Origin of the sequence: Alterinioella nitratireducens (genome assembly GCF_013155465.1) — a bacterium.
In the GTDB taxonomy this organism is placed as follows: domain Bacteria; phylum Pseudomonadota; class Alphaproteobacteria; order Rhodobacterales; family Rhodobacteraceae; genus Alterinioella; species Alterinioella nitratireducens.
This window is the reverse complement of sequence record NZ_JABJVX010000003.1, coordinates 46,632-65,944: the sequence shown is the minus strand read 5'-3', so window position 1 is coordinate 65,944 and position 19,313 is coordinate 46,632. Positions and strand designations below refer to the sequence as shown.

General features: G+C 65.0%; 21 protein-coding genes. 3 read left to right on the top strand and 18 right to left on the bottom strand.

Annotation, left to right across the window (positions count from 1 at the left end):
* Window positions 1-80: 80 nt before the first annotated feature.
* The 13 genes from HNS34_RS05990 to HNS34_RS05930 form a co-directional block, all read right to left on the bottom strand.
* Complete coding sequence (locus HNS34_RS05990; protein ID WP_172319058.1) at window positions 81-905, bottom strand: sulfite exporter TauE/SafE family protein; 825 nt, start codon at window positions 903-905, stop codon at window positions 81-83.
* A 71-nt stretch (window positions 906-976) separates the two neighbouring features.
* A complete protein-coding gene (gene dusA, locus HNS34_RS05985) occupies window positions 977-1,966 on the bottom strand; it encodes a tRNA dihydrouridine(20/20a) synthase DusA (protein ID WP_172319056.1) in 990 nt (329 codons plus the stop codon).
* Window positions 1,967-2,244: 278 nt separating this feature from the next.
* Window positions 2,245-2,952, bottom strand: coding sequence for a ferric reductase-like transmembrane domain-containing protein (locus HNS34_RS05980; protein ID WP_328700473.1), 708 nt, complete (start codon window positions 2,950-2,952; stop codon window positions 2,245-2,247).
* A gap of 296 nt (window positions 2,953-3,248) precedes the next feature.
* A complete protein-coding gene (locus HNS34_RS05975; RefSeq protein ID WP_172319054.1) occupies window positions 3,249-3,614 on the bottom strand; it encodes a hypothetical protein in 366 nt (121 codons plus the stop codon).
* A gap of 117 nt (window positions 3,615-3,731) precedes the next feature.
* The gene (locus tag HNS34_RS05970) at window positions 3,732-3,899 is read right to left on the bottom strand and encodes a hypothetical protein (RefSeq protein WP_172319052.1); all 168 of its coding nucleotides are present in this window, start codon (window positions 3,897-3,899) and stop codon (window positions 3,732-3,734) included.
* A 98-nt stretch (window positions 3,900-3,997) separates the two neighbouring features.
* Window positions 3,998-4,693 (bottom strand): CBS domain-containing protein, encoded by a 696-nt coding sequence (locus tag HNS34_RS05965; protein ID WP_172319050.1) that lies wholly within the window; start codon window positions 4,691-4,693, stop codon window positions 3,998-4,000.
* Window positions 4,694-4,732: 39 nt separating this feature from the next.
* Entirely contained in the window at window positions 4,733-5,332 is a 600-nt protein-coding gene (petA, locus tag HNS34_RS05960) for a ubiquinol-cytochrome c reductase iron-sulfur subunit (protein WP_172319048.1), read from the bottom strand.
* Window positions 5,329-6,174: an enoyl-ACP reductase FabI gene (fabI, locus tag HNS34_RS05955; RefSeq protein ID WP_172319046.1), complete on the bottom strand. Its 846-nt coding sequence runs from the start codon at window positions 6,172-6,174 to the stop codon at window positions 5,329-5,331. The genes petA and fabI overlap by 4 nt, the downstream gene beginning before the upstream one ends.
* Window positions 6,167-6,346 (bottom strand): hypothetical protein, encoded by a 180-nt coding sequence (locus HNS34_RS05950; RefSeq protein WP_172319044.1) that lies wholly within the window; start codon window positions 6,344-6,346, stop codon window positions 6,167-6,169. Before HNS34_RS05950 ends, fabI begins: the two co-directional genes overlap by 8 nt.
* A 6-nt stretch (window positions 6,347-6,352) precedes the next feature.
* A complete protein-coding gene (locus tag HNS34_RS05945) occupies window positions 6,353-8,119 on the bottom strand; it encodes a DUF3141 domain-containing protein (RefSeq protein WP_172319042.1) in 1,767 nt (588 codons plus the stop codon).
* Window positions 8,116-8,448 carry a hypothetical protein gene (locus HNS34_RS05940; RefSeq protein WP_235952637.1) on the bottom strand — a complete coding sequence of 111 codons (333 nt, stop codon included), beginning with the start codon at window positions 8,446-8,448 and terminating at the stop codon, window positions 8,116-8,118. The genes HNS34_RS05945 and HNS34_RS05940 overlap by 4 nt, the downstream gene beginning before the upstream one ends.
* A 92-nt stretch (window positions 8,449-8,540) precedes the next feature.
* Complete coding sequence (locus HNS34_RS05935; protein WP_172319040.1) at window positions 8,541-9,167, bottom strand: RNA polymerase sigma factor; 627 nt, start codon at window positions 9,165-9,167, stop codon at window positions 8,541-8,543.
* Between the two features lie 241 nt (window positions 9,168-9,408).
* Window positions 9,409-10,290, bottom strand: a complete 882-nt coding sequence (locus HNS34_RS05930; RefSeq protein ID WP_172319038.1) for a DMT family transporter — start codon at window positions 10,288-10,290, stop codon at window positions 9,409-9,411.
* Between the two features lie 252 nt (window positions 10,291-10,542).
* Between HNS34_RS05930 and HNS34_RS05925 the strand changes: the two genes are divergently transcribed.
* From HNS34_RS05925 to HNS34_RS05915, 3 genes are all read left to right on the top strand, one after another.
* On the top strand, window positions 10,543-11,211 hold the full coding sequence (locus tag HNS34_RS05925) for an RNA polymerase sigma factor (RefSeq protein ID WP_172319036.1): 669 nt from the start codon (window positions 10,543-10,545) through the stop codon (window positions 11,209-11,211).
* A 390-nt stretch (window positions 11,212-11,601) separates the two neighbouring features.
* Window positions 11,602-12,798, top strand: a complete 1,197-nt coding sequence (locus HNS34_RS05920; protein WP_328700472.1) for a cyclopropane-fatty-acyl-phospholipid synthase family protein — start codon at window positions 11,602-11,604, stop codon at window positions 12,796-12,798.
* Window positions 12,795-13,838, top strand: coding sequence for a type II glyceraldehyde-3-phosphate dehydrogenase (locus tag HNS34_RS05915; RefSeq protein ID WP_172319032.1), 1,044 nt, complete (start codon window positions 12,795-12,797; stop codon window positions 13,836-13,838). The genes HNS34_RS05920 and HNS34_RS05915 overlap by 4 nt, the downstream gene beginning before the upstream one ends.
* Before the next feature lie 45 nt (window positions 13,839-13,883).
* On the opposite strand, the gene HNS34_RS05910 is transcribed toward HNS34_RS05915, so the two are convergent.
* Genes HNS34_RS05910 through HNS34_RS05890 form a run of 5 tightly spaced genes read right to left on the bottom strand, consistent with a single transcriptional unit; the run spans window position 13,884 to window position 19,312 of the window.
* On the bottom strand, window positions 13,884-14,654 hold the full coding sequence (locus tag HNS34_RS05910; protein ID WP_172319030.1) for an SDR family NAD(P)-dependent oxidoreductase: 771 nt from the start codon (window positions 14,652-14,654) through the stop codon (window positions 13,884-13,886).
* A gap of 20 nt (window positions 14,655-14,674) precedes the next feature.
* Window positions 14,675-15,586 (bottom strand): carbamate kinase, encoded by a 912-nt coding sequence (gene arcC, locus HNS34_RS05905; RefSeq protein WP_172319028.1) that lies wholly within the window; start codon window positions 15,584-15,586, stop codon window positions 14,675-14,677.
* A 3-nt stretch (window positions 15,587-15,589) separates the two neighbouring features.
* Window positions 15,590-16,591 (bottom strand): ornithine carbamoyltransferase, encoded by a 1,002-nt coding sequence (gene argF / locus HNS34_RS05900; RefSeq protein WP_172319026.1) that lies wholly within the window; start codon window positions 16,589-16,591, stop codon window positions 15,590-15,592.
* Between the two features lie 24 nt (window positions 16,592-16,615).
* Window positions 16,616-17,845 (bottom strand): arginine deiminase, encoded by a 1,230-nt coding sequence (locus tag HNS34_RS05895; protein ID WP_172319024.1) that lies wholly within the window; start codon window positions 17,843-17,845, stop codon window positions 16,616-16,618.
* 21 nt (window positions 17,846-17,866) lie between these two features.
* The gene (locus tag HNS34_RS05890; protein ID WP_172319022.1) at window positions 17,867-19,312 is read right to left on the bottom strand and encodes a YfcC family protein; all 1,446 of its coding nucleotides are present in this window, start codon (window positions 19,310-19,312) and stop codon (window positions 17,867-17,869) included.
* Window position 19,313: the final 1 nt, after the last annotated feature.

The window sequence follows — 19,313 nt, the reverse complement described above, 5'->3', positions numbered from 1 at the left end:
AACGCCGGGGGGATGACCGGGTTCCGGGCGACCGAAATTTCGAAATTTCGGAACAGGGCTTTCGAAAGCCCTTGGCCCCGTCAGCCCCAGAACGCCTTGCGCAGCATGTTGAGCGCCATGATCATGATGAAGACCGCGAAGACGCGTTTCAGTGGCTTGGGGTCCATCGCATGGGCCAGCCGCACGCCCCAGGGCGTCGTGATCAGCGTCATCGCGACGACCACGGCGAAGGCCACCAGGTTGACCTGGCCCACCATGAAGGGGGGCCGGTCGGGATGGTCGCCGCTGACCATCAGGAACCCCAGGACCGAGGGCACCGCGATGATGACGCCGAAGCCCGCCGCCGTCGCCACCGCGTTGTGGATCGGACGGCCATAGAGCGTCATCAGCGGCACCCCGAAACTGCCGCCGCCGATCCCCATCAGCACCGACAGGAAGCCCACCAGCGGCGACAGGATCGCCCGTGCCCATCCGCCCGGCATCTGGTCCCCGAGCCGCCAATGCGCGCGCCCGAAGGCGAGGTAAAGCCCGACCGCCAGCGCCAGCACCCCGAAGAGGACCATCAGCGCCTCGTTGCGCAAGCCGCTGGCCGCCACCACGCCAAGCACCGCCCCGATGGCGATCCCCGGCCCCCATGCGCGCAATATCCCCCAATCGACCGCGCCCTTCCTGTGATGCGCCATGACCGAGCGCAGCGACGTCACGATGATTGTGGCCAGCGAGGTGGCAAGGCAGATCTGCATCAGCTCCGGCGTCTCGTAGCCAAGGGCTGCGAAGGCGAAGAAGAAGGCCGGGACCAGGATGATGCCGCCGCCCACCCCAAGAAGGCCCGCGACCACACCGGCAAAGGCGCCGATCGCCATGATCAGGGCCAGGAGCGGCAGGACCTGGGACAACTCGGGCATGGGCGGGGGCCTTTCGGGGGTAACGGCTGCGTCAGGTATTGCAGGCGCGGACGGGAAAGGAAAGCGGGCGCTCAGGCGGCGAATTGGCGGATGGCGGAGAGGCCGGCCTCGATCACCTCCGTCCCCGCGCCGGGCAGATGCGCGCGTTCCGACAGCGTGCGTTTCCAGTGCCGCGCGCCGGGGCGGCCCGCGAAGAGGCCCAACATGTGCCGGGTGATCTGGTTCAGCCGACCGCCTGCCGACAGGTGGCGCTCGATATAGGGCAGCATGGCACGGGCGATGTCCTCGGCGGTCTTCGAAGACTCGCCTGCGCCGAAGATCGTGGCATCGGCGTCGAGCAGCGTGTTTGCGGGCTCGTGATAGGCCGCGCGGCCGATCATCACCCCGTCCATGCCCGCATCGAGGTGGCTCTGCGCCTCGGCCAGGCTGGTGACGCCGCCATTGACCGAGAGGTGAAGATGCGGAAATTCGGCCTTCATGGCATGAACCAGCGGATAGTTCAGCGGCGGGATGTCGCGGTTTTCCCTGGGGCTGAGCCCTTGCAGCCAGGCCTTGCGCGCATGGATGGCAAAGCGCGTGACGCCCGCCGCGCTGACCGTGCGCAGGAAGGCGGGCAGCACCTCCTCCGGGATCTGGTCATCGACACCGATGCGGCATTTGACGGTGACCGGGGCGGGGCTTGCGGCGATCATCGCAGCGGCGCAATCGGCGACCAGGCCGGGGCGCTCCATCAGCACCGCGCCGAAGGCCCCAGATTGCACCCGGTCCGAGGGGCAGCCGACATTGAGGTTGATCTCGTCATAGCCGAACTCCGCCCCGATCCGCGCCGCCTGGGCCAGGTCATGCGGGTCCGAGCCGCCCAGTTGCAGCGCCACGGGATGTTCCGCCGGGTCGAACCCCAGCAGCCGGTCGCGGTCGCCATGAATGAGCGCGGGCGCGGTGACCATCTCGGTATAGAGCAGCGCATGCCGCGTCATCAGCCGGTGGAAATAGCGGCAATGACAGTCGGTCCAGTCCATCATCGGGGCTATGGACAATCTGGCGTGTTTCTCTATCTGCATTTCCTGTGTCTTCAAACTGCCGGCTCTTCAGGAGCCTGCGCCTCCACGCATGTCCGTTTCCCGCCTCCAGACCCCCGGTGGCCCCGCAGGCCACCCTATAGCCGATATGTGCGCGGCGGGGAAACCACCCCGGCGCGGTCCGGGCAAGGGCCGGATTGGCAAGCTCGATCAGACCAGGGCCGCTCGGCGACGGCAAGATGCGCGCCGGGCGGTCGCGTGACCCCCGGAGGCGCGAGACCCGCGGGGGCGCGGAACAGGCTGTGCCCCGCGATTCCCCCTCACGAGGAATTGGACGCGCGCTGCACCGGCCCGCGAACCTTGCGCCAGGTCTGGGTCGATGCCGCCAGTTGAAGCATCACGACCGTCCCGACCAGGACCACGAAGGGCCACTGTGCCCAGTTCGGGTCCGGCGTCCGGCGATGGAAGTCCAGAAAGTGCACGAACAGAAAATAGGCCGTATGCAGCACCGACAGCCACCAGAGGATATATGTCCCCTGCTGGACGAATTTCCAAACGCTATTGCCGAGCCAACGCATGCTGGCATCATTCGACGTGATGGCCAGAACGAACCCGTAGAGGAGCGCCACAATGCCGATCAGATTGGCCAGCGCGAAGCCGTGATTGACCATGACATATTGCTGAAGCTGGGGGTGAAATTCGAAGCCGAACAGGCGCATCAGGTCCAGGGATACCCAGCCGAACAAGATGATGACGGCATGGACCAGCGCCAGCAGGATCGCGTAGATGCCAAGCTCTCTGCGGTAGGGTGTGAGGCGCGCGACCCTGCGCGAGAGCCGCGACAGGGGGCCGATCGCCATCGCCATCGCGACCAGGACAAGCGAGACGTCGCCAACGGCCCGGTTCCAGCGGTGCATCGCCGACCATTCGGCGCGGCTGTAAAGAACAAGGGCGGTGGCGGCCGCGGAAAGGACGATCACGATCAGATGACGCTGCCACCACGACCTCTGAGCCAAAATTCCAATCACCGTGCTTCTCTCCTCTAGCCCTGACCTTGTCGTTCATTGTCCCGAAGGGCCGTGTCATCCATCGACACCGCCGGGCGCATTCAAGCGCCAAACGTCAAAGATGGCAACTGGCGCGGATTTTACAATAGCGTTATCGCCTTGCGGTTTGACCAAGTTGATGGTGGGGCGTGAGGCGGTCGCAACCGCCTGGGGCCGCAACTGGCCCGGGATGGCCCCGGTTCGGCCATCGGACGGGCCCGATCGCGGCTGCGCCCCCGCGGCATCGAGGAGGCGCAATCCGGGACGGGCGGTCGGGGTCAGGCCCCGGCCCCCCTGCCCGCGAAGGCGTTGAAAAGGCCGCCGAAGATCAGCGCGGCATACCAGCCGTAGAGAAAGCTCTCGACCAGGCCGATGGTGAAGCCCAACGGCGTCAGCCAGTCGAAACCGGGCAGCAGGCCGGACCAGATCTCGTACATCGCGTAGCCGGGAAAGATCAGATCGAAGGCGATGCACACAAGGTAGGTCAGCACCAGGAACAGGCTCAAGGCCCACCCCAGGGGCACCACGGGCAGATAGGCGCGCCCCGTCCCGTCATTCGTCCCCATGACGCAGGCCCCGCACGTCATGCGCAGGGCCAGGAACAGGATCGCCGCGACGGCGGTGAAATAGAGGATAGGTATCATGGCTTGCTCCAGTCTTGTTCGTGAACGATCCGGGGCGCGGGCGCGCGCACGCCCCGGATGGCACCGGTTCAGGATGGGCGCGACATCTGCAAGACGCCCATCCCGCGAGGCCCGGCCTCAGCTATGGCCGCAGCAGCAGCCGGATTTGGCCGGTTCTGCCTTTGTGGCCTCCGCGCGTTTCGGTTCGACATCCGCACCGGGCTGCGCGTGGGACTTGCCCCCGCAGCATCCGCCCTGTTCCTGCAGCGCGGTGTCTTGGGTCTGGGAAGGGGAACGGTCGTCCATCTGGACCTCCTTTTGTTTGGCTTCGTTCCAAAGACGCGGTCCGAGGAAAAACATTACAAGGATTGGCGATCCACCAAGCCGCCCGGAATGACGGGCGATCAGATCCCGTAGGCCCAGGCCGGCAGCCGGCCCATGTTGACATCGACCTTGCGGACACCGGACAGGTTTTCGACGGCGACGCGAATTGCGTTCTCCTGGAAATCGCTGTCGGCGACGCCCCAGACGGAGACAGTCCCGTCTTCCACCGTGTAGTTGATCAGGTTGACGGTTGCGCCCGGCACATCCTTGAGGGCCTTTTCAACCTTCACACGAAGCAGGCGGTCATCCTCAGACGGCTCCGGCAGCACCCTGTCGCGCAGCGCCGACAAGGCATGCAGCAGGTTCGCCCGGCTGACAATGCCGACCACCTGACCGGATCGCAGCACCGGCACCCGCTTGATCCGGTGCTTTTCCAGAAGGCGCGCGATCCGGGCGACAGTCGTGTCCTCCTCGACCGAAACGACATCGCGCGTCATCACATCCTCGACGCGGTTGCTTTTGAGTTTCACGAAATCCCTGGCGGTATTGCTCGTGCCGCCGAATATTTCGAGCCACCACGACCGTCGCGGGCTTTCGGTGTCGCGCACGCGCCGCATCAGGTCCCCCTCGCTGAGAAGTCCCTTGAGGCGGCCCTGGTCGTCGAGGACGGGCAGCGCGCTGATATGGTGGTCCAGCATCAGGCGCACCGCGTCCTCCACCGTTCCGTCCTGCGGAACCGAGATCACCGATGTTGTCATGATATCCTTGGCTTGCATGTCATGGTCTCCTTCTTGGACTATCGGATGATACGCCGGTCAGACGCCGATGACGAGTTGCAGGTCATCGCCGAGCGTGTAGGGCGGGATGTCGAGGTTGCGCGGCGCCGGTCCCCTACGGATCCGGCCCGATGTGTCGTAATGCGATCCGTGGCACGGGCAGAACCAGCCGCCGAACTCGCCCACCCCGGTCCCGTTCTGGCCCAGGGGAATACAGCCCAGATGGGTGCAGACCCCGATGACGATCAGCCATTCACCAGCCGCGTCCGCGGTGCGGTTTTCATCCAGTGCAGGCGCTTCGCCGCTTGCGTTCGGATTCTCGCGCGGGAAGTCGATGGGATCGGGAAGGTCGTCGAGCTCGACCGCTCGCGCGGCCTCGATGGCGTCCGGCGACCTGCGCCAGACGAAGACCGGGCGGCCCTGCCAGTTCACGGTGATCCTCTGGCCGGGTTCGACGCCGGAAAGATCGAGTCTGACCGTCCCGGCGGCGGCGACGTCGGCCGTGGGGTTCATCGTATCTATCAACGGCCAGACCGCCGCGCCCACCGCAACCGCGCCGGTCCCGGCTGTTGCATAATACAGGAAATCGCGGCGCCCGGTCGGGGGCGATTGATTGGTCTCGTTGCTGGTCTGGCTCATCCTGACTCCTCCGTTTTGGCCTTTGTCCGGGCCGAAAAGACCGGGCTTTCGACATGAACGCCCGCATCGACATGAAGCACCTCGCCCGTGATGGCGCTGGTATAGTCGCTGGCGAACAGCAAGGCGGCGCGGCCCACCTCGTCGGCCTCGATGTTGCGGCGCAGGGGGGCGGCGCGCGCGGTCGCGTCCAGCAGCCCCGAAAAGCCGGTCAATCCAGACGCCGCGCGGGTCATGACGGGCCCCGCCGATATGGCATTGACGCGAATGTTGGCGGGGCCCAGTTCATGCGCCAGATAGCGCACCGTGGCTTCCAGCGCGGCCTTGACCGGCCCCATCACGTTGTAGTTTTCCACCACGCGTTCGCCGCCGAGATAGCTTAGCGTGATCAGGCTACCGCCGCCTTTCATCAGGGGCTCGGCCAGATGCGCCATGCGGATCAGCGAGTGAACCGATACGGACATGGCGTCGGAAAACCCCTCGACCGAGCAATCGGTCAGGCGGCCATGCAGGTCGGCGGGCGGCACGCTGCCCACGGCATGAATGATGAAGTCGAGCTGTCCCCAGCGTCGGGCGATGGCGTCGAAAACGGCGTCGAGCTCGTGCGGCTCCTTCACGTTGCAGGGCAGCAGGATCGGGGCCTCCAGCCGTTCGGCCAGTGGCGCGACAAAGGGTTTGGTGCGCGCGTCGACATAGGTGATCGCCAGATCCGCCCCCGCCTGCCGGAAATGCAGGGCGGCGGGCCAGGCCAGGCTGCGATCATTGGCGATGCCGACCACCAGGCCCTTGCGGCCGGACAGGTCGAGCAGTTCGGCCGGATCGCAGCATTCGGCGAAATCAGGCATCTTCGGACGCCGCGTCGGAACCGGCGGGCCTGCCTGTCTTCTCTTCAACCGCGGCTTGACGCCTGGCCCTCTTGCCATGTTTGTGCCCGCCATGACCGTGCCCGAAAAGGTGCATCGCGGCCATTCCGCCGAAGAGGAGAACCAGGACCCAGTTCTCGGAAAGCCATTCCATGATCGTTCACTCCTTCTGTGATGCGGCGTCCGGATGGTCCGCCTGTGCAGGTGCCGTGATGACGGGGAAAGGGCCGAACATCGCGCCGAAGACATGGCCGATCCAGGCATCGCGCCCCTTGCGCCATGCGCCCAGAACCTCGCCGGTGCGCGCCGACAGCGCGCGTTCGGTGACAATCGCAAGGTGGTCTTCCGGCAAGGGGTCGCGCGTCTCGCGCAGCGTTTCGGCGGTGGATTTGACCAGCGCCATCCACGGGTTCACCCGTTCGGAAAACAGCGTCCGCGTCCAGCGCATCGGATGCAGGGCGCGCAGGGCCTCGGCGCTGGCCGGGCTGGTCGCGGCCCGCAGCCAGGGGCTGACGAAGGCCGAATAGGCCGCCTCGTTGATCCGCGAGACCTGCGCCACCTGCGCCAGTGCCGCATCCTCCGACGCGATGCGCAGATCATGAACCTCGCGTGGCACGAAGCGCACGGTGAAGTCGCCGGTCTCGCAATCCGGGTCGCCCGCGGGGGTGTCGATCACCATCTCGTAGAGCCCCGGCGCCAGTGCCTCGACCTTGTCCAGGCTTTCCAGGATCGCCCGATGCTGGAGCCGCGCGACCGAGCCCGAGACGAAGATGCCGAGGTGGCCGACATGGCCATGGGTCATGTAGACGATGCGTTGCCCCGCCGCCTTCAGCGCGTCGGTGTCGGGATAGAGTTTCGCGATCCAGCCCATCGCCTGTTCGGGCGGCGTGATGTTGTCGCCCTCGGAGGCGAAGATGATCATCGGGTTTTCGATCCGCCTCAGGTCGATGGTGCAATGATCGTCCAGCTGCATCTCGCCCTGTTCCAGCTTGTTGCCGATGAACAGGTTCTGCGTGATGGCGAGGATCTCCTCGCGGCTGAGCGTGTAGTAGCCGTTCCACCAGCGTTCAAACTCCAGGAACCTTTCGCGCTCGGTGTCGGCATGGGCAAAGAGGGTCGCGTATTTGTCCCAGATCGCCTTTTCCGGTTGCAGGGTCTCGAAGTTCTGCGCCAGCCACGCGCCGTCAAAGCGCCCGTCGCCCAGATCCGAGATCATATGCGCGGCCCAGGCCCCGCCGGTCAGCGCGCCCATCATCCGCATCGGGCTGCTTGCCGCCTCGCCCGACCAGTAGCTGAGCGGTGAGCCGTTCAGCACGATCGGCCCCGTGAGCCCCTCGCAATCGGCGGCCAGCAGCGTGGCGGCCCAACCGGCCTGGCAGTTGCCGTAAAGCACGGGCGCCGTGTCCCGGTGGCGGCGTGCGACCTCGGAGACGAAATCGCGCAGGGCATAATGCACATCCGCCAGGGTCTGACCCGGCACCGGCTCGGGAAAGAAGATCACGAAATAGACCGGGTGGCCCTCGTGCATCGCCATGCCGACCTCGCTGTCGCGCTTGAACCCGCCGATGCCCGGCCCGTGCCCGGCGCGCGGGTCGATCACGATCACCGGCGGCTTGGCCTCGTCCACGCAATCGTCCCAGCAATCCTCTCCCACCCGCGTGATCCTGAGCAGCGCGTAGTTGGCGGGCCGTTCGAAACTGCGGGCGTCAAGCAAAAGCTCGTAGTCGAAATCCAGCAGCGGTGGCATGTCCTGCCGCTCATGCGCGATCATGTTGTCGGCGCGTTCGCGCAGCGTGTCGAGGAACAGGATCCAGCGTTCAAAGGCGTCCTGGGCATAGGGCGTCTGCGCGCCCGTGCCCACATCGTCAGCGACAGGTGCAGAGGCGCGTTCGGGCGTCTCCATCGCAAGGCGCAGGCTCTTGTTCATGTTCGGTTTCCTCTTGACTGGGGGTCTGTGCCGGAAGGTCTTCCAGCGAGCATCACAAGCACGAGATCCTCCGCGACATCCTCGCGCAGACCGGTCAGCAGATAGGACGCATCGCCGGGCTCGATGTCCAAAGCGCGCGCCGCGAGTGACGGGGGCTGGTTCATCATTTCGACCCGGTTGAACAACGCCCGCGCCATCGGGGCGTCGGCATGCCCGCAGGTCTCGGCACAGGCACAGGTCATTTGCGAGAACAAGATCCGAAGATCATCGTCGTCGGATGATGAGTGACGGGTTCCCCCTGATTTCCGATCCATCGTCTTGCGTGGCATGGCTAGGCGACTCCTGTGGTTGAGCCTTCGGGCTTGGTCACAGAAGAAGACGCCGGAAGAAGGAAATCGTTACAGACCCGCCGACAGGGCGATCAGTGTTCCTGTCCCACGTCTTCGCAATCGGTTTCGTGTACGACGTTCGCGCAGCCTCTGGGCGGACAGGAACAATCCTCGCGATCCTCCCGGCAGCATGAGCCGCAATGCGCCGTCAGCGCCTCGCGCAGGGCAGTGCGCGCCCTGTGAAGCCGGACACCGAGGGCGTTGCGCGTCAGTCCGAGATCGGCCGCCACGGTCTCACGATCCTCCTCGCCGAAATCTATGCGCCGGATCAGTTCGGACTCCGCCGGGCGCAGTTCGGAAATCAACCCCTCATGGCAGGTGCATAGCCGCGCCATCTGACTGGGCGCGTCGGCGATCCAGTCTTCGGGTTCGCGCGCCGCCGCTGCCGCCAGACGGCTGCGCCGGGTTCCCTTGCGGTAGTGGTCGTTCAGGGTGGAGCGCAGGATCGTGTAGAGCCACGCATCCATCCGGTCGACATCGCGGAGCTGATCCTTGCGCGTCAGCACCCGGATGCAGAACTCCTGCAACACATCCTCGGCATCGGCGCGGTTGCCAAGCCGTTTGACCAGGAACCCCATGAACGCGCCGCGCCCGTCCAACAGCGCGCGTTCCGGCGAAGTGCCGGACACCTCCCGCTTGCGACTGTCTTGCGATGCCATGATGTCCCTGCCCTTTCCGCGCATCTTGCGCTGTCATGCAACGATGGTCTGACTGTTGCATTTTGCAGTTTCAATGCGGGCGGGCGTTGACATGGATCAAACGCGTCGCAGCCCGTCGCGCCGCACTGAACGACATGGGGTTTCTGTCAGTCTACGGCAAGGTGGCTTTCGGCGGTGACGGGATGGGCAGGATGTCGCACTGCATCCTTCCGGCGTCAGGTTTCCCTTCGGCGCGGCACGACTATCCTTGTGGCCTGCCCTTGAGATTGACGAACACGATCCCCAGAACGACCAGCGCAATACCGGAAAACTGAATGCCGGACAGACGTTCCCCGAAGAACAGCGCGCCGATTGTAAGACCGAAGATCGGGACCAGAAAGCTGAACACGATCGCCCGGTTCAGCTCGACCTCCTCCAAGACCGAGAACCAGACCCAATACACCAGCGCCGAGCCGAACAGGGCCAGCCCCAGCAAGGATAGCGTGAAGACCGCGTTCCACTGAACCGCGGTCGGATCTTCCAGCGCGAAGGCCGCGATGGCCAATGGCACGCTGCCGATAAGCAGTTGCACCCCCATTCCGAAAAGCCCGTCCACCTTGTCCGCGATGGACTTGATCGCCACGTTGCTGATGGTCACGCCAACCGCCGCCAGAACGATATAGGCAAAGCCGATGGCCGAGCCGTCCTGCCCCCCGTCCAGCAGTTGCGGCAGGGCGATCACGATGATCCCCGCGAAGCCGACCGACAGGCCGATCCAGCCGATCCTCGGCAGGCGCTCGCCAAGCCACGCGACGCCAAGCATCGCCGCAAGCAGGGGTTGCGTGTTGGCGATGACGGTGGCGAGGCCCGGAGACACGAATTCCGCCGCATGGAACATGCCCAGAAACCCCAGGCTGGTCGCCCCAAGGCCGACGACTGCCAGTGTCACCCAGATGCGTCCGCCGCGCGGAAATGGCCGACGCAAGATCATGGCCAACCCCACCAGAGCCGCGCCGGCCAGACCTGCCCGCATCGTCGCAAAGGTCAGGTGCGGCGCGTATTGCAGCCCCGCGGTGATCAGCGGAAAGCACGCCGCCCACAGGAACATGGCCAGAACGATCTTGGATATGACGGTTGGCGACATCGAGTTTCCTTGTCTGGATCAGAAATGGCAGGAATTGCGGAAATCTTCCGATGTGCCAACTTGGGGGCGAAGTAAAAGGACGTTGCGCCCGCCTAAGTCTTACACCGGAAAGGCCAGAGGGCGCTGACCGAGCCTCCGATTCTTCGAGCCTCGGCAAAGCAATGACAGAACCGCACGCAATCGGAGCAAGCGAAACACCCTGACGTTGTAACGTTTCCGGCGCTTCGGCGTCGTACTCCACAGAGGTGCAATATGAATGAGGACGGAAAACACCGCTCTTCCACAGAAGATCGGCCCGATTCACCCGCCAAGGCCGCGGATGCCGCCGTGCGTCGTGCGCTTTTGGAAGGTCGTCGGCATATCCAGCATTTCCTGCTTCGACGGCTTGGTGACGCAGACGCCGCCGAAGAAGTCCTGCAAGTGTTCATGCTGCGCGCCATCGACCGCTCCGGGCAGCTTCGCGATGTGCGCGCCGTGCGTGGCTGGCTCAGCCAGATCCTCGCGTCGTCAATCGCTGACTACGGTCGCAAGGTTGGTCGGCAGCGTCAGAGGGAGGTGGTGATGGCCCCAACCGACCTGGACAACATCCAAGACGGGTTCGACGAAGAACTCGACGAGGCGATTTGCAATTGTCTTTACAAACTGCTGCCGACGATCAAGCCGGAATACGCGGAAGTGATCTGGCGCGTCGATCTTCAGGAGCAGCCGCGCGAGGCCGTCGCCGCAGACCTTGGCATCACGCTGAACAACCTCACCGTCCGTCTCCACCGGGGTCGACAGGCGTTGAAGACGAGGTTGGAACAGATGTGCCTGACCTGCCCCGTTCATGGCTTTCTCGATTGCGATTGCGACGCGGCGGAAAAGGCGCGCGCGCGCTTTCAGGCGCTGAAAGACGATGCCGGGGCCCAAACGACGGACTGAACCCGGATGCGCGGGCCTTCTCTTTCCGGCATCAACGCAATTCGCCGATCGTGGACTACGATCTGTCAGCGCGCACACGCCGATCAGTCTTGCAAGGGTTTTGCCAGCCTATGTCCAGTCTTCCACGCCATCCGCCGGGTTCGTAGACCGTCGCTCTGTAATGAACATTCCCGTCCTTCGTCTGTTCTACCAGGCAGCGGCTGTTGATGCCGCCTTTGGAAGAATAGCGGGATGGAGCAAGCAATCATGTCCAATGGCGAAACCTCTCACGATCAGCGATATGAACATCAGGGGGGCCGAACCGGACGCGGGCGCCTCGCGCCGGCGCGGGCGGGCATGTGGTTGCTTGCCAGATCGCTTGGCCACCTCGTGCGAACCGGTCGTCTCACCGTGTTCGATCCCCTTGGCGAGACCTGGCGTTTCGGCCCCGGCGGCGGCCCTTCCGTGTCGATCCGTCTGACCGACAGGGCGCTGCCTGCGCGGCTGCTTGCGAATCCCAGCCTGGCACTGGGCGAGGCCTATATGGACGGGACGCTGCGCATCGAGGCGGGCACATTGCGCGACCTGCTGTCGATCTGCATGACGCAGATGGATGCCGTCGACGCATTGCCCGGCAGGCGGTTGACCCGCTGGCTGGATGGGTTTCGGACCCGCAGCCTGCATCACAATCCGATCCGCCGGTCGCACGCCAATGTGGCGCATCACTATGACATCTCGACCGACCTCTATGACCTTTTTCTCGACGCGGACCGGCAATATTCCTGCGCCTATTTCCCCACCGGCGACGAAACGCTGGAGGAGGCCCAGGCGCTCAAGAAACGGCATATCGCGGCAAAGCTGCTGCTGCGGCCCGGACTGGAGGTTCTGGATATCGGCTCGGGCTGGGGCGGGCTGGGGATGGAGCTTGCACGGCAACATGGCGCCCGCGTCACCGGCCTGAGCCTGTCGGCCGAACAGATCGCCGCCGCTCGCGACCGCGCGGCGCAATCGGGCCTGTCCGATCATGTCACGTTCGAGCAGCGCGATTACCGCGAAGAGCGCGGACAATATGACCGCGTCGTGTCGGTGGGCATGTTCGAACATGTGGGCCGCAGCGGGTTCGACGCGTTCTTTGCCACCCTGCAAAGGGTTCTGCGGCCCGATGGGGTCGCCCTTGTCCATGCGATCGGCACGAAGGCACCCAGAGGCGGCAGCGATCCGTGGATCCGCAAATACATCTTTCCCGGCGGCTATCTGCCCACCCTGTCCGAAACCATCGCGGCGGCAGAGCGGTCGGGGATGTGGGTCACGGATGTCGAGGTTCTGCGCCTGCATTACGCCGAGACCCTGCGGCACTGGTCCGAGCGGTTCGGCCAGGAACGCGAGACCGCGCGCAAGCTCTATGATGAACGGTTCTGCCGCATGTGGGAGTTCTATCTGGCCGCCTGCGAAATGGCGTTCCGGAATGGCCGCTTGATGGTCTTCCAGATCCAGCTTGCCAAACGCCGCGACAGCGTTCCACTGACCCGCGACTATATCGCCGAGACCGAGGCGGGGCAGATTGCGGGTAACATGTCGTCCGATACAGACACGAGGAGAGCGTCATGACAGATGAAAAACGGATCAGGGTCGCCGTGAACGGCTACGGCGTGATCGGCAAACGGGTGGCGGACGCTGTCGCCGTCCAGAATGACATGGAGATGGCCGGCGTGGCCGATGTCACCGCCGATTGGCGGGCCCGGATGGCGCGCGCGAAGGGCTTCGCGCTTTATGCGGCCGATCCGGATCGCGCCCCGGCCATGCGCGCGGCCGGTCTCGACGTGGCGGGCGGTCTCGACGACCTGCTTGGCTCCGCCGATATCGTGGTGGACTGCACACCGAAGAAAGTCGCCGCGCGCAATGTCGAGACCTACCGCGAAACGGGAATCCGGTTCATCCTTCATGGCGGCGAGAAGCACGAGGTGACAGGCCATTCCTTCGTCGCCGAAGCGAATTACGCCAGCGCCATCGGGCGCGACAGCACTCGCGTCGTCTCCTGCAACACGACCTCGATCGTGCGCACGCTGGGGGCGCTCAAGCGGGCCAAGCTGCTCAGCGCGGCGCGCGGAACGCTGCTGCGCCGCGCCACCGACCCGTGGGAAAGCCATCTGGGCGGGATCATGAACACGCTTGTCCCCGAGCCCGAGATCCCCAGCCATCAGGGCCCGGATGCGCAAAGCGTCGATCCCGATCTCGACGTGATCACCATGGCCGTGAAAGTGCCGCAGACGCTTGCGCATCTGCACTACTGGTCGGTCAGGATGCCGCACAATGCCTCCAGGGACGAAGTGCTTGACGCGTTCCGCGCCTCCTCGCGCATCGCGTTGATCAAAATGTCGGAGGGCCTTGGCGCGCTCAACGCGGTCAAGGAGATGATGGCCGATCTCGGACGCCCCAATGACAGCCTCTACGAGGTCGCGCTGTGGGAGGACATGCTCACGGTCGAGGGCGACGAATTGTTCTATGCATATATGGTCGACAACCAGGCCATCGTGATCCCCGAAACCATCGACGCGATCCGCGCGCTGACCGAGGCCGAGCGCGACGCATCGGCGTCGATTGCGCGCACGAACGCAGCACTTGGGGTCGGAACGCTCACGGCGACCTGACGGCCCCCGGCGGCGGGTTCCGACCCCCTATGGGCAGAGATCCGATCAGCCCGCCGCCATGCCCCCGTCGACGGGGTATTGCGCCCCGGTGATGAAGGCGGATTCGTCCGAGGCAAGGAACAGGACCAGATTGGCAATATCGAGGCTTTCGCCATAGCGGCCCAGCGGGATCGTGCCGGCAAGCTGTTGCTTCACCTCCTCGCCGTGGCCGGGATTGAACCCCTCCTCCAGCGACCGCATCATCCGCGTGTTGACCGGCGAGGGATGCACCGAGTTGACGCGCACATTGTGGCCCGCAGCCTCTATCGCGGCGGCGCGGGTCAAGCCGACGACGGCATGCTTCGAGGTGATGTAGGGCGCGACATTCGGACTGCCCTTGAGGCCCGCAATCGACGACATGTTGATCACGCTGCCGGATTTCTGCCCGATCATCGCCGGCAGGACATGCTGTAGCCCGAGGAACGCGCCGCGCACATTGACCGCCAGTACACGGTCGAAATCCTCGATCTTCTGATCGACCAGCGGCGCGACCTTGCCCTCGATCCCGGCATTGTTGAAGAACACGTCGATGCGCCCGAACGCCTCGACGGTCTGCGCGACATATCTCTTGCTGTCTTCGACCGAGGAGACATCGGCCGCGATGGTCAGCAGGTCGTCCGGGTTGCCCAGATCCCGCGCGGCATCCGACAGGTCGTCATCGTCGAGGTCCACAAGCGCGACCCTGGCCCCTTCGCCCAGGAAGAGGCGCGCGGTTTCCAGACCGATACCCGCCGCACCCCCGGTGATCAGGGCGACCTTGTCTTTCAGACGTTTCATGGATAATCCTCCTTTGGTTTTCAGGTGTTTGCGATCATCGTTCCCGCGCGGCCTTCCAGCATGGCAAGCGCATCTTCCAGGCGGCCCACGCAGGCGTAGCGGTCGCGCCCCGAGACGAAGGATGCGGCGGCGGCCACCTTGGGCGCCATCGACCCCTCGGGCAGGTCGAGGCGCACCGCGTCCTCGGGCGATACCCGCCGTATCGCGGACTGTGCCTCGGTGCCGAAACCGCGGAACACCGCCTCGACATCGGTCAGCAGCAACAGCGCATCGGCCTTCAGCTTGTGGGCCAGAAGCGCCGTCGCGTGATCCTTGTCGATCACCGCCTCGATCCCGATCAGCGATCCGTCGGCGCGCCGGACAACCGGAATGCCGCCGCCGCCCGCACAGATCAGCGTGACGTCCTGTTCGAGCAGCAGTTCCAGCACCTTCAGGTCGGGAATGTCACTGGGCATCGGCGAGGCGACCACGCGGCGCCAATGCTGGCCATCGGCCGCAATGCTCCACCCCCGCGCCTCGGCCAGCCGTTCGGCCTCGGCCTTGTCATAGACCGGGCCGATGAACTTGGTGGGCCTGGCAAAAGCCGGATCCTTGGGATCGACCTCGATCTGGGTCAGCAGGGTCGCGACCGGGCGGTCATGGCCCAGGGCGTTCTCAAGCGCCTGTTCGATCATGTAGCCGATCATGCCGTCGGTTTCCGCGCCAAGCACATCCAGCGGGAACACCTCATCGGGTTTGTAGGCGGCCCCCTGCAAGGCAAGCAGGCCGATCTGCGGCCCGTTGCCATGGGTCACGACCAGCCGGTGACCGGCCTTGATGATCCGCGCCAGCGATGCGGCCGCGGTGGCGACATTCGCGCGCTGGATTTGCGCGGTCAGGGGGTCTCCGCGCTGCAACAGCGCATTTCCCCCAAGGGCTGCAACGACCAGCATCGGCTAGCTCCCCAGCGTGGCGACGAGCACGGCCTTGATGGTGTGCAGCCGGTTCTCGGCCTGGTCGAAGACGATGGAGGCCGCGCTTTCGAACACCTCTTCGGTGACTTCCATCGCCGTGATGCCGAATGACTTTTCGATCTCGGCGCCGACCTCGGTCTCGGCATTGTGAAAGGCGGGCAGGCAGTGCATGAACCTGGTGCAAGGATTGCCGGTCTTCGCCATGACGTCGGCATTGACCTGGTAGGGCGTCAGCAGCTCGATCCGTTCCGCCCATTTTTCCTTCGGCTCGCCCATCGACACCCAGACATCGGTGTAGATGAAATCGGCGCCTGCCACGGCGGCGTCAACATCCTCGGTCAGCGCGATCCGCGCGCCGGTTTCGGCGGCAATGACATCGGCCTCGTCACGGATCGCCGGATCGGGCCAGAGGCTCTCGGGCGCACAGAGCCGCACATCCATGCCCATCTTGGCCCCGCCGATCAGCAGGCTGTCACCCATGTTGTTGCCCGCGTCGCCCAGGAAGCAATAGGCGATCTCGCGCAGCGGCTTGTCGGAATGTTCCTGCATGGTCAGGAAATCGGCGAGGATTTGCGTCGGGTGAAACTCGTCCGTCAGCCCGTTATAGACCGGCACGCCCGCGTATTTCGCCAATGTCTCGACAATGGGCTGGCCAAAGCCCCGGTACTCGATCGCGTCATAGACCCGGCCCAACACACGGGCGGTGTCCTTGACGGTCTCCTTCTTGCCCAGATGCGACCCCGAGGGGCCAAGATAGGTCACATGCGCGCCCTGATCATGGGCCGCCACCTCGAAGCCGACACGGGTGCGGGTGCTGTCCTTCTCGAAGATCAGCGCGATTTCCTTGCCGGTCAGGCGCGGCACCTCGGTGCCCGCGTATTTCGCCGTCTTCAGGTCGGCGGAAAGCTTCAGCAAAAAGCCGATTTCCTGGGGCGTGAAGTCGCGCAGGGTCAGGAAATGGCGGTTTCGCAGGTTGTAGGACATGGGGTTTCCTTGTCGTCGGATGGTTCAGATTGCGTCGCGGATGGTCGGGCAGCTCATGCAATGGCTGCCGCCCCTGCCCCGGCCCAGTTCGGCACCGGGAATGGCCAGCACCTCGATCCCGGCCTCCCTCAAGGCGGCATTGGTGTCGTCGTTGCGGTCATAGCCGATGACGACGCCGGGGCGCAGCGCCAGCACGTTGTTGCCGTCATTCCACTGTTCGCGCGATTGCTCGGCCGCATCGGACCCGCCCGTGGGGACCAGATGCAGCGTCTTGTGGCCCAGAACCTCGGCGGTGATCTCGAACAGGTGACGGGCATCGCGGCGGATATCGAGCGGCGCCTTGCCCGCGCCGGGGCGCAGGTCGTAGCAGGTGATGGCATCCGCCACCTCCTTGAAGGTGGTCACGACATCGCCGCCGCAATGGGTAAAGACGGTATCCAGGTGCATCGCCGCACGCGAGGCGGGCATCTGGCAGGCGATGACGCGGGTCACGTCGCCGCCCTCGAACAGCGCCTCGGCCAGTTGGCCCACCGCCTGCGGCGTCGATCGTTCGCCCATGCCGACCATGACGACACCGTGGCCGATGGGCATGATGTCGCCGCCTTCCAGCGTGGCCGTCCCGAATTCGCGCGTCGGATCGCCGAACCAGATGCGCGCCTGCCCCGCGAATGTCGGGTGGAACCGGTAGACGGCGGCCATCAGCAGGGTTTCGGGCCGCCGCGCCGCGAAATGCATCGGGTTCAGGCTGACGCCGCCATAGACCCAGGCCGAATTGTCGCGGGTAAAGATGAAATTCGGCAGCGGCGGCAGCACGAAGCCGTTGGGGCCGAGGTAACTGCCGAACATGCCCGAGGGCGTGAAGGGCAGATCGTCCACCGTGATGCCGCCGACCAGAAACCGCGCAAGCTCGGCTCCGGGCAGGGATTCCATCCAGGCCCGCAGATCGTCCCGCATCCCGACGCCCACGTCATTGCGGGTGATGCGGTGGTCGAGAACCCATTTGCGCGCCTCGGGCATCTCCAGCACCTCCCCCAGCAGCGCCATGGCGTCCAGCACCTCGACCCCCTCGCCGCGCATGATGTCGGCAAAGACGGCATGATCCTTGATCGCCTGCTTGACCCAGAACACATCGTCGAACAGCAGATCCTCGCGGTTGTCCGGCGTCAGGCGGCGATGCGCCAGGCCGGGGGGCGATACGATCACCTGCCGCAATCTGCCCACTTCCGAATGAACGCCCAGTTTCGGTTCAGACATCTCGGATGCCTCCTTTGCTAATCAGAGAATGGCGGCCAGGCTGATCCCGGCCGAGATGAAGACGACGAGGATCAGCAGCAGGGGCCAGATGAAGACGATCCAGCGGTCGAACGACACGCGCCCGATGGCCAGACCGCCGATCACCACCGCCGATGTCGGCGTGATCAGGTTCACCAGCCCGCTGGCCGATTGATAGGCCGTGACGACCAGATCGCGCCCGACACCCGCGAAATCCCCCAGGGGCGCGAGGATCGGCATCGACAGGACGGCAAGGCCGGAGGAGGACGGCACCAGAAAGCTCATCCCGATCTCGATCCAGAGCATCAGGTTGATGAAGGCGATCTGGGGCAGGCCGCCAAGCGTGTCGGCGGCACTGTTCAGGATCGTGTCGGCGATCAGGCCCTGCTCCATGATCACGACGATGCCGCGCGCCAGACCGATCACCAGGGCCACCCCCAGCAGATCCTTGGCACCATCCACGAAGGACGCGGTCAGCGTCTTTTCCCCCATACGCGCGACCAGCCCGACCACGATGGCCATGCCGAAGAACAGCGCGCCCATCCGGGCCATCCACCAGCCCTGGCTCGACACGCCCCAGATCATCACGGCGAAAGTGGCGAAGAACAGGACCAGGACCAGTTTCTGGGTGCCGGTCAGTTTGGGTTCGGTGAGCTCGGCATCCGTCTCGTTCAGGAAGAACTGCCGGTCGCTGTCGCGTTGCGCGGCCACGACCGAGCGTTTCGGGTCGGCCTTGACCTTCGCGGCATAGCGCATGACATAGGCCACACAGATCGCGAGGCCGCCCAGCAGAAGGACCAGCCGCAGCGCGATACCGTCGGTGAACGGGATGCCCGCCGCGTCCGACGCGATCACCGTGGCGAAGGGGTTGATGGTCGAGCCCAACGTGCCGATCCCGGCGCCGATCAGGATGATCGCCACGCCGGTCACGGAATCGTAGCCCGCCGCGATCACCACGGGGATCAGAAGCGCGTAGAAGGCCAGCGTTTCCTCGGCCATGCCATAGGTGGTGCCGCCGAGCGCAAAGAGCGACATGAGGATCGGGATCATCCAGATCTCGTGCCCCTTCAGGCGCAGCATCGCGGTCTGGATGCCGGTGTCGATGGCCTTGGTGGCGTTGACCACGCCCAGAAAGCCGCCCAGCAGCAGCACGAACAGCGCCACGTCGATGGCATTGGCCGCATAGCTGTCGGGATTGTAGAACCCGGCGACCGGTGCCAGCATCACATCGACGAAGCCCTGCGGGTTGGGATCGACCTCCTGGTAGGTGCCGGGCACGGCGATCTCGCGGCCCACCTCCTCGTTCATGGCGCGGTCATACTGGCCCGCCGGGATGATCCAGGTCAGCGCCGCGACGACGATGATCAGACCGAACAGGATCGTGTAGGCGGTCGGAAACCGCGCCGCCATGCCCTGCCCGTCCGGTGTTTTGGTCGATGTGTCAGACATA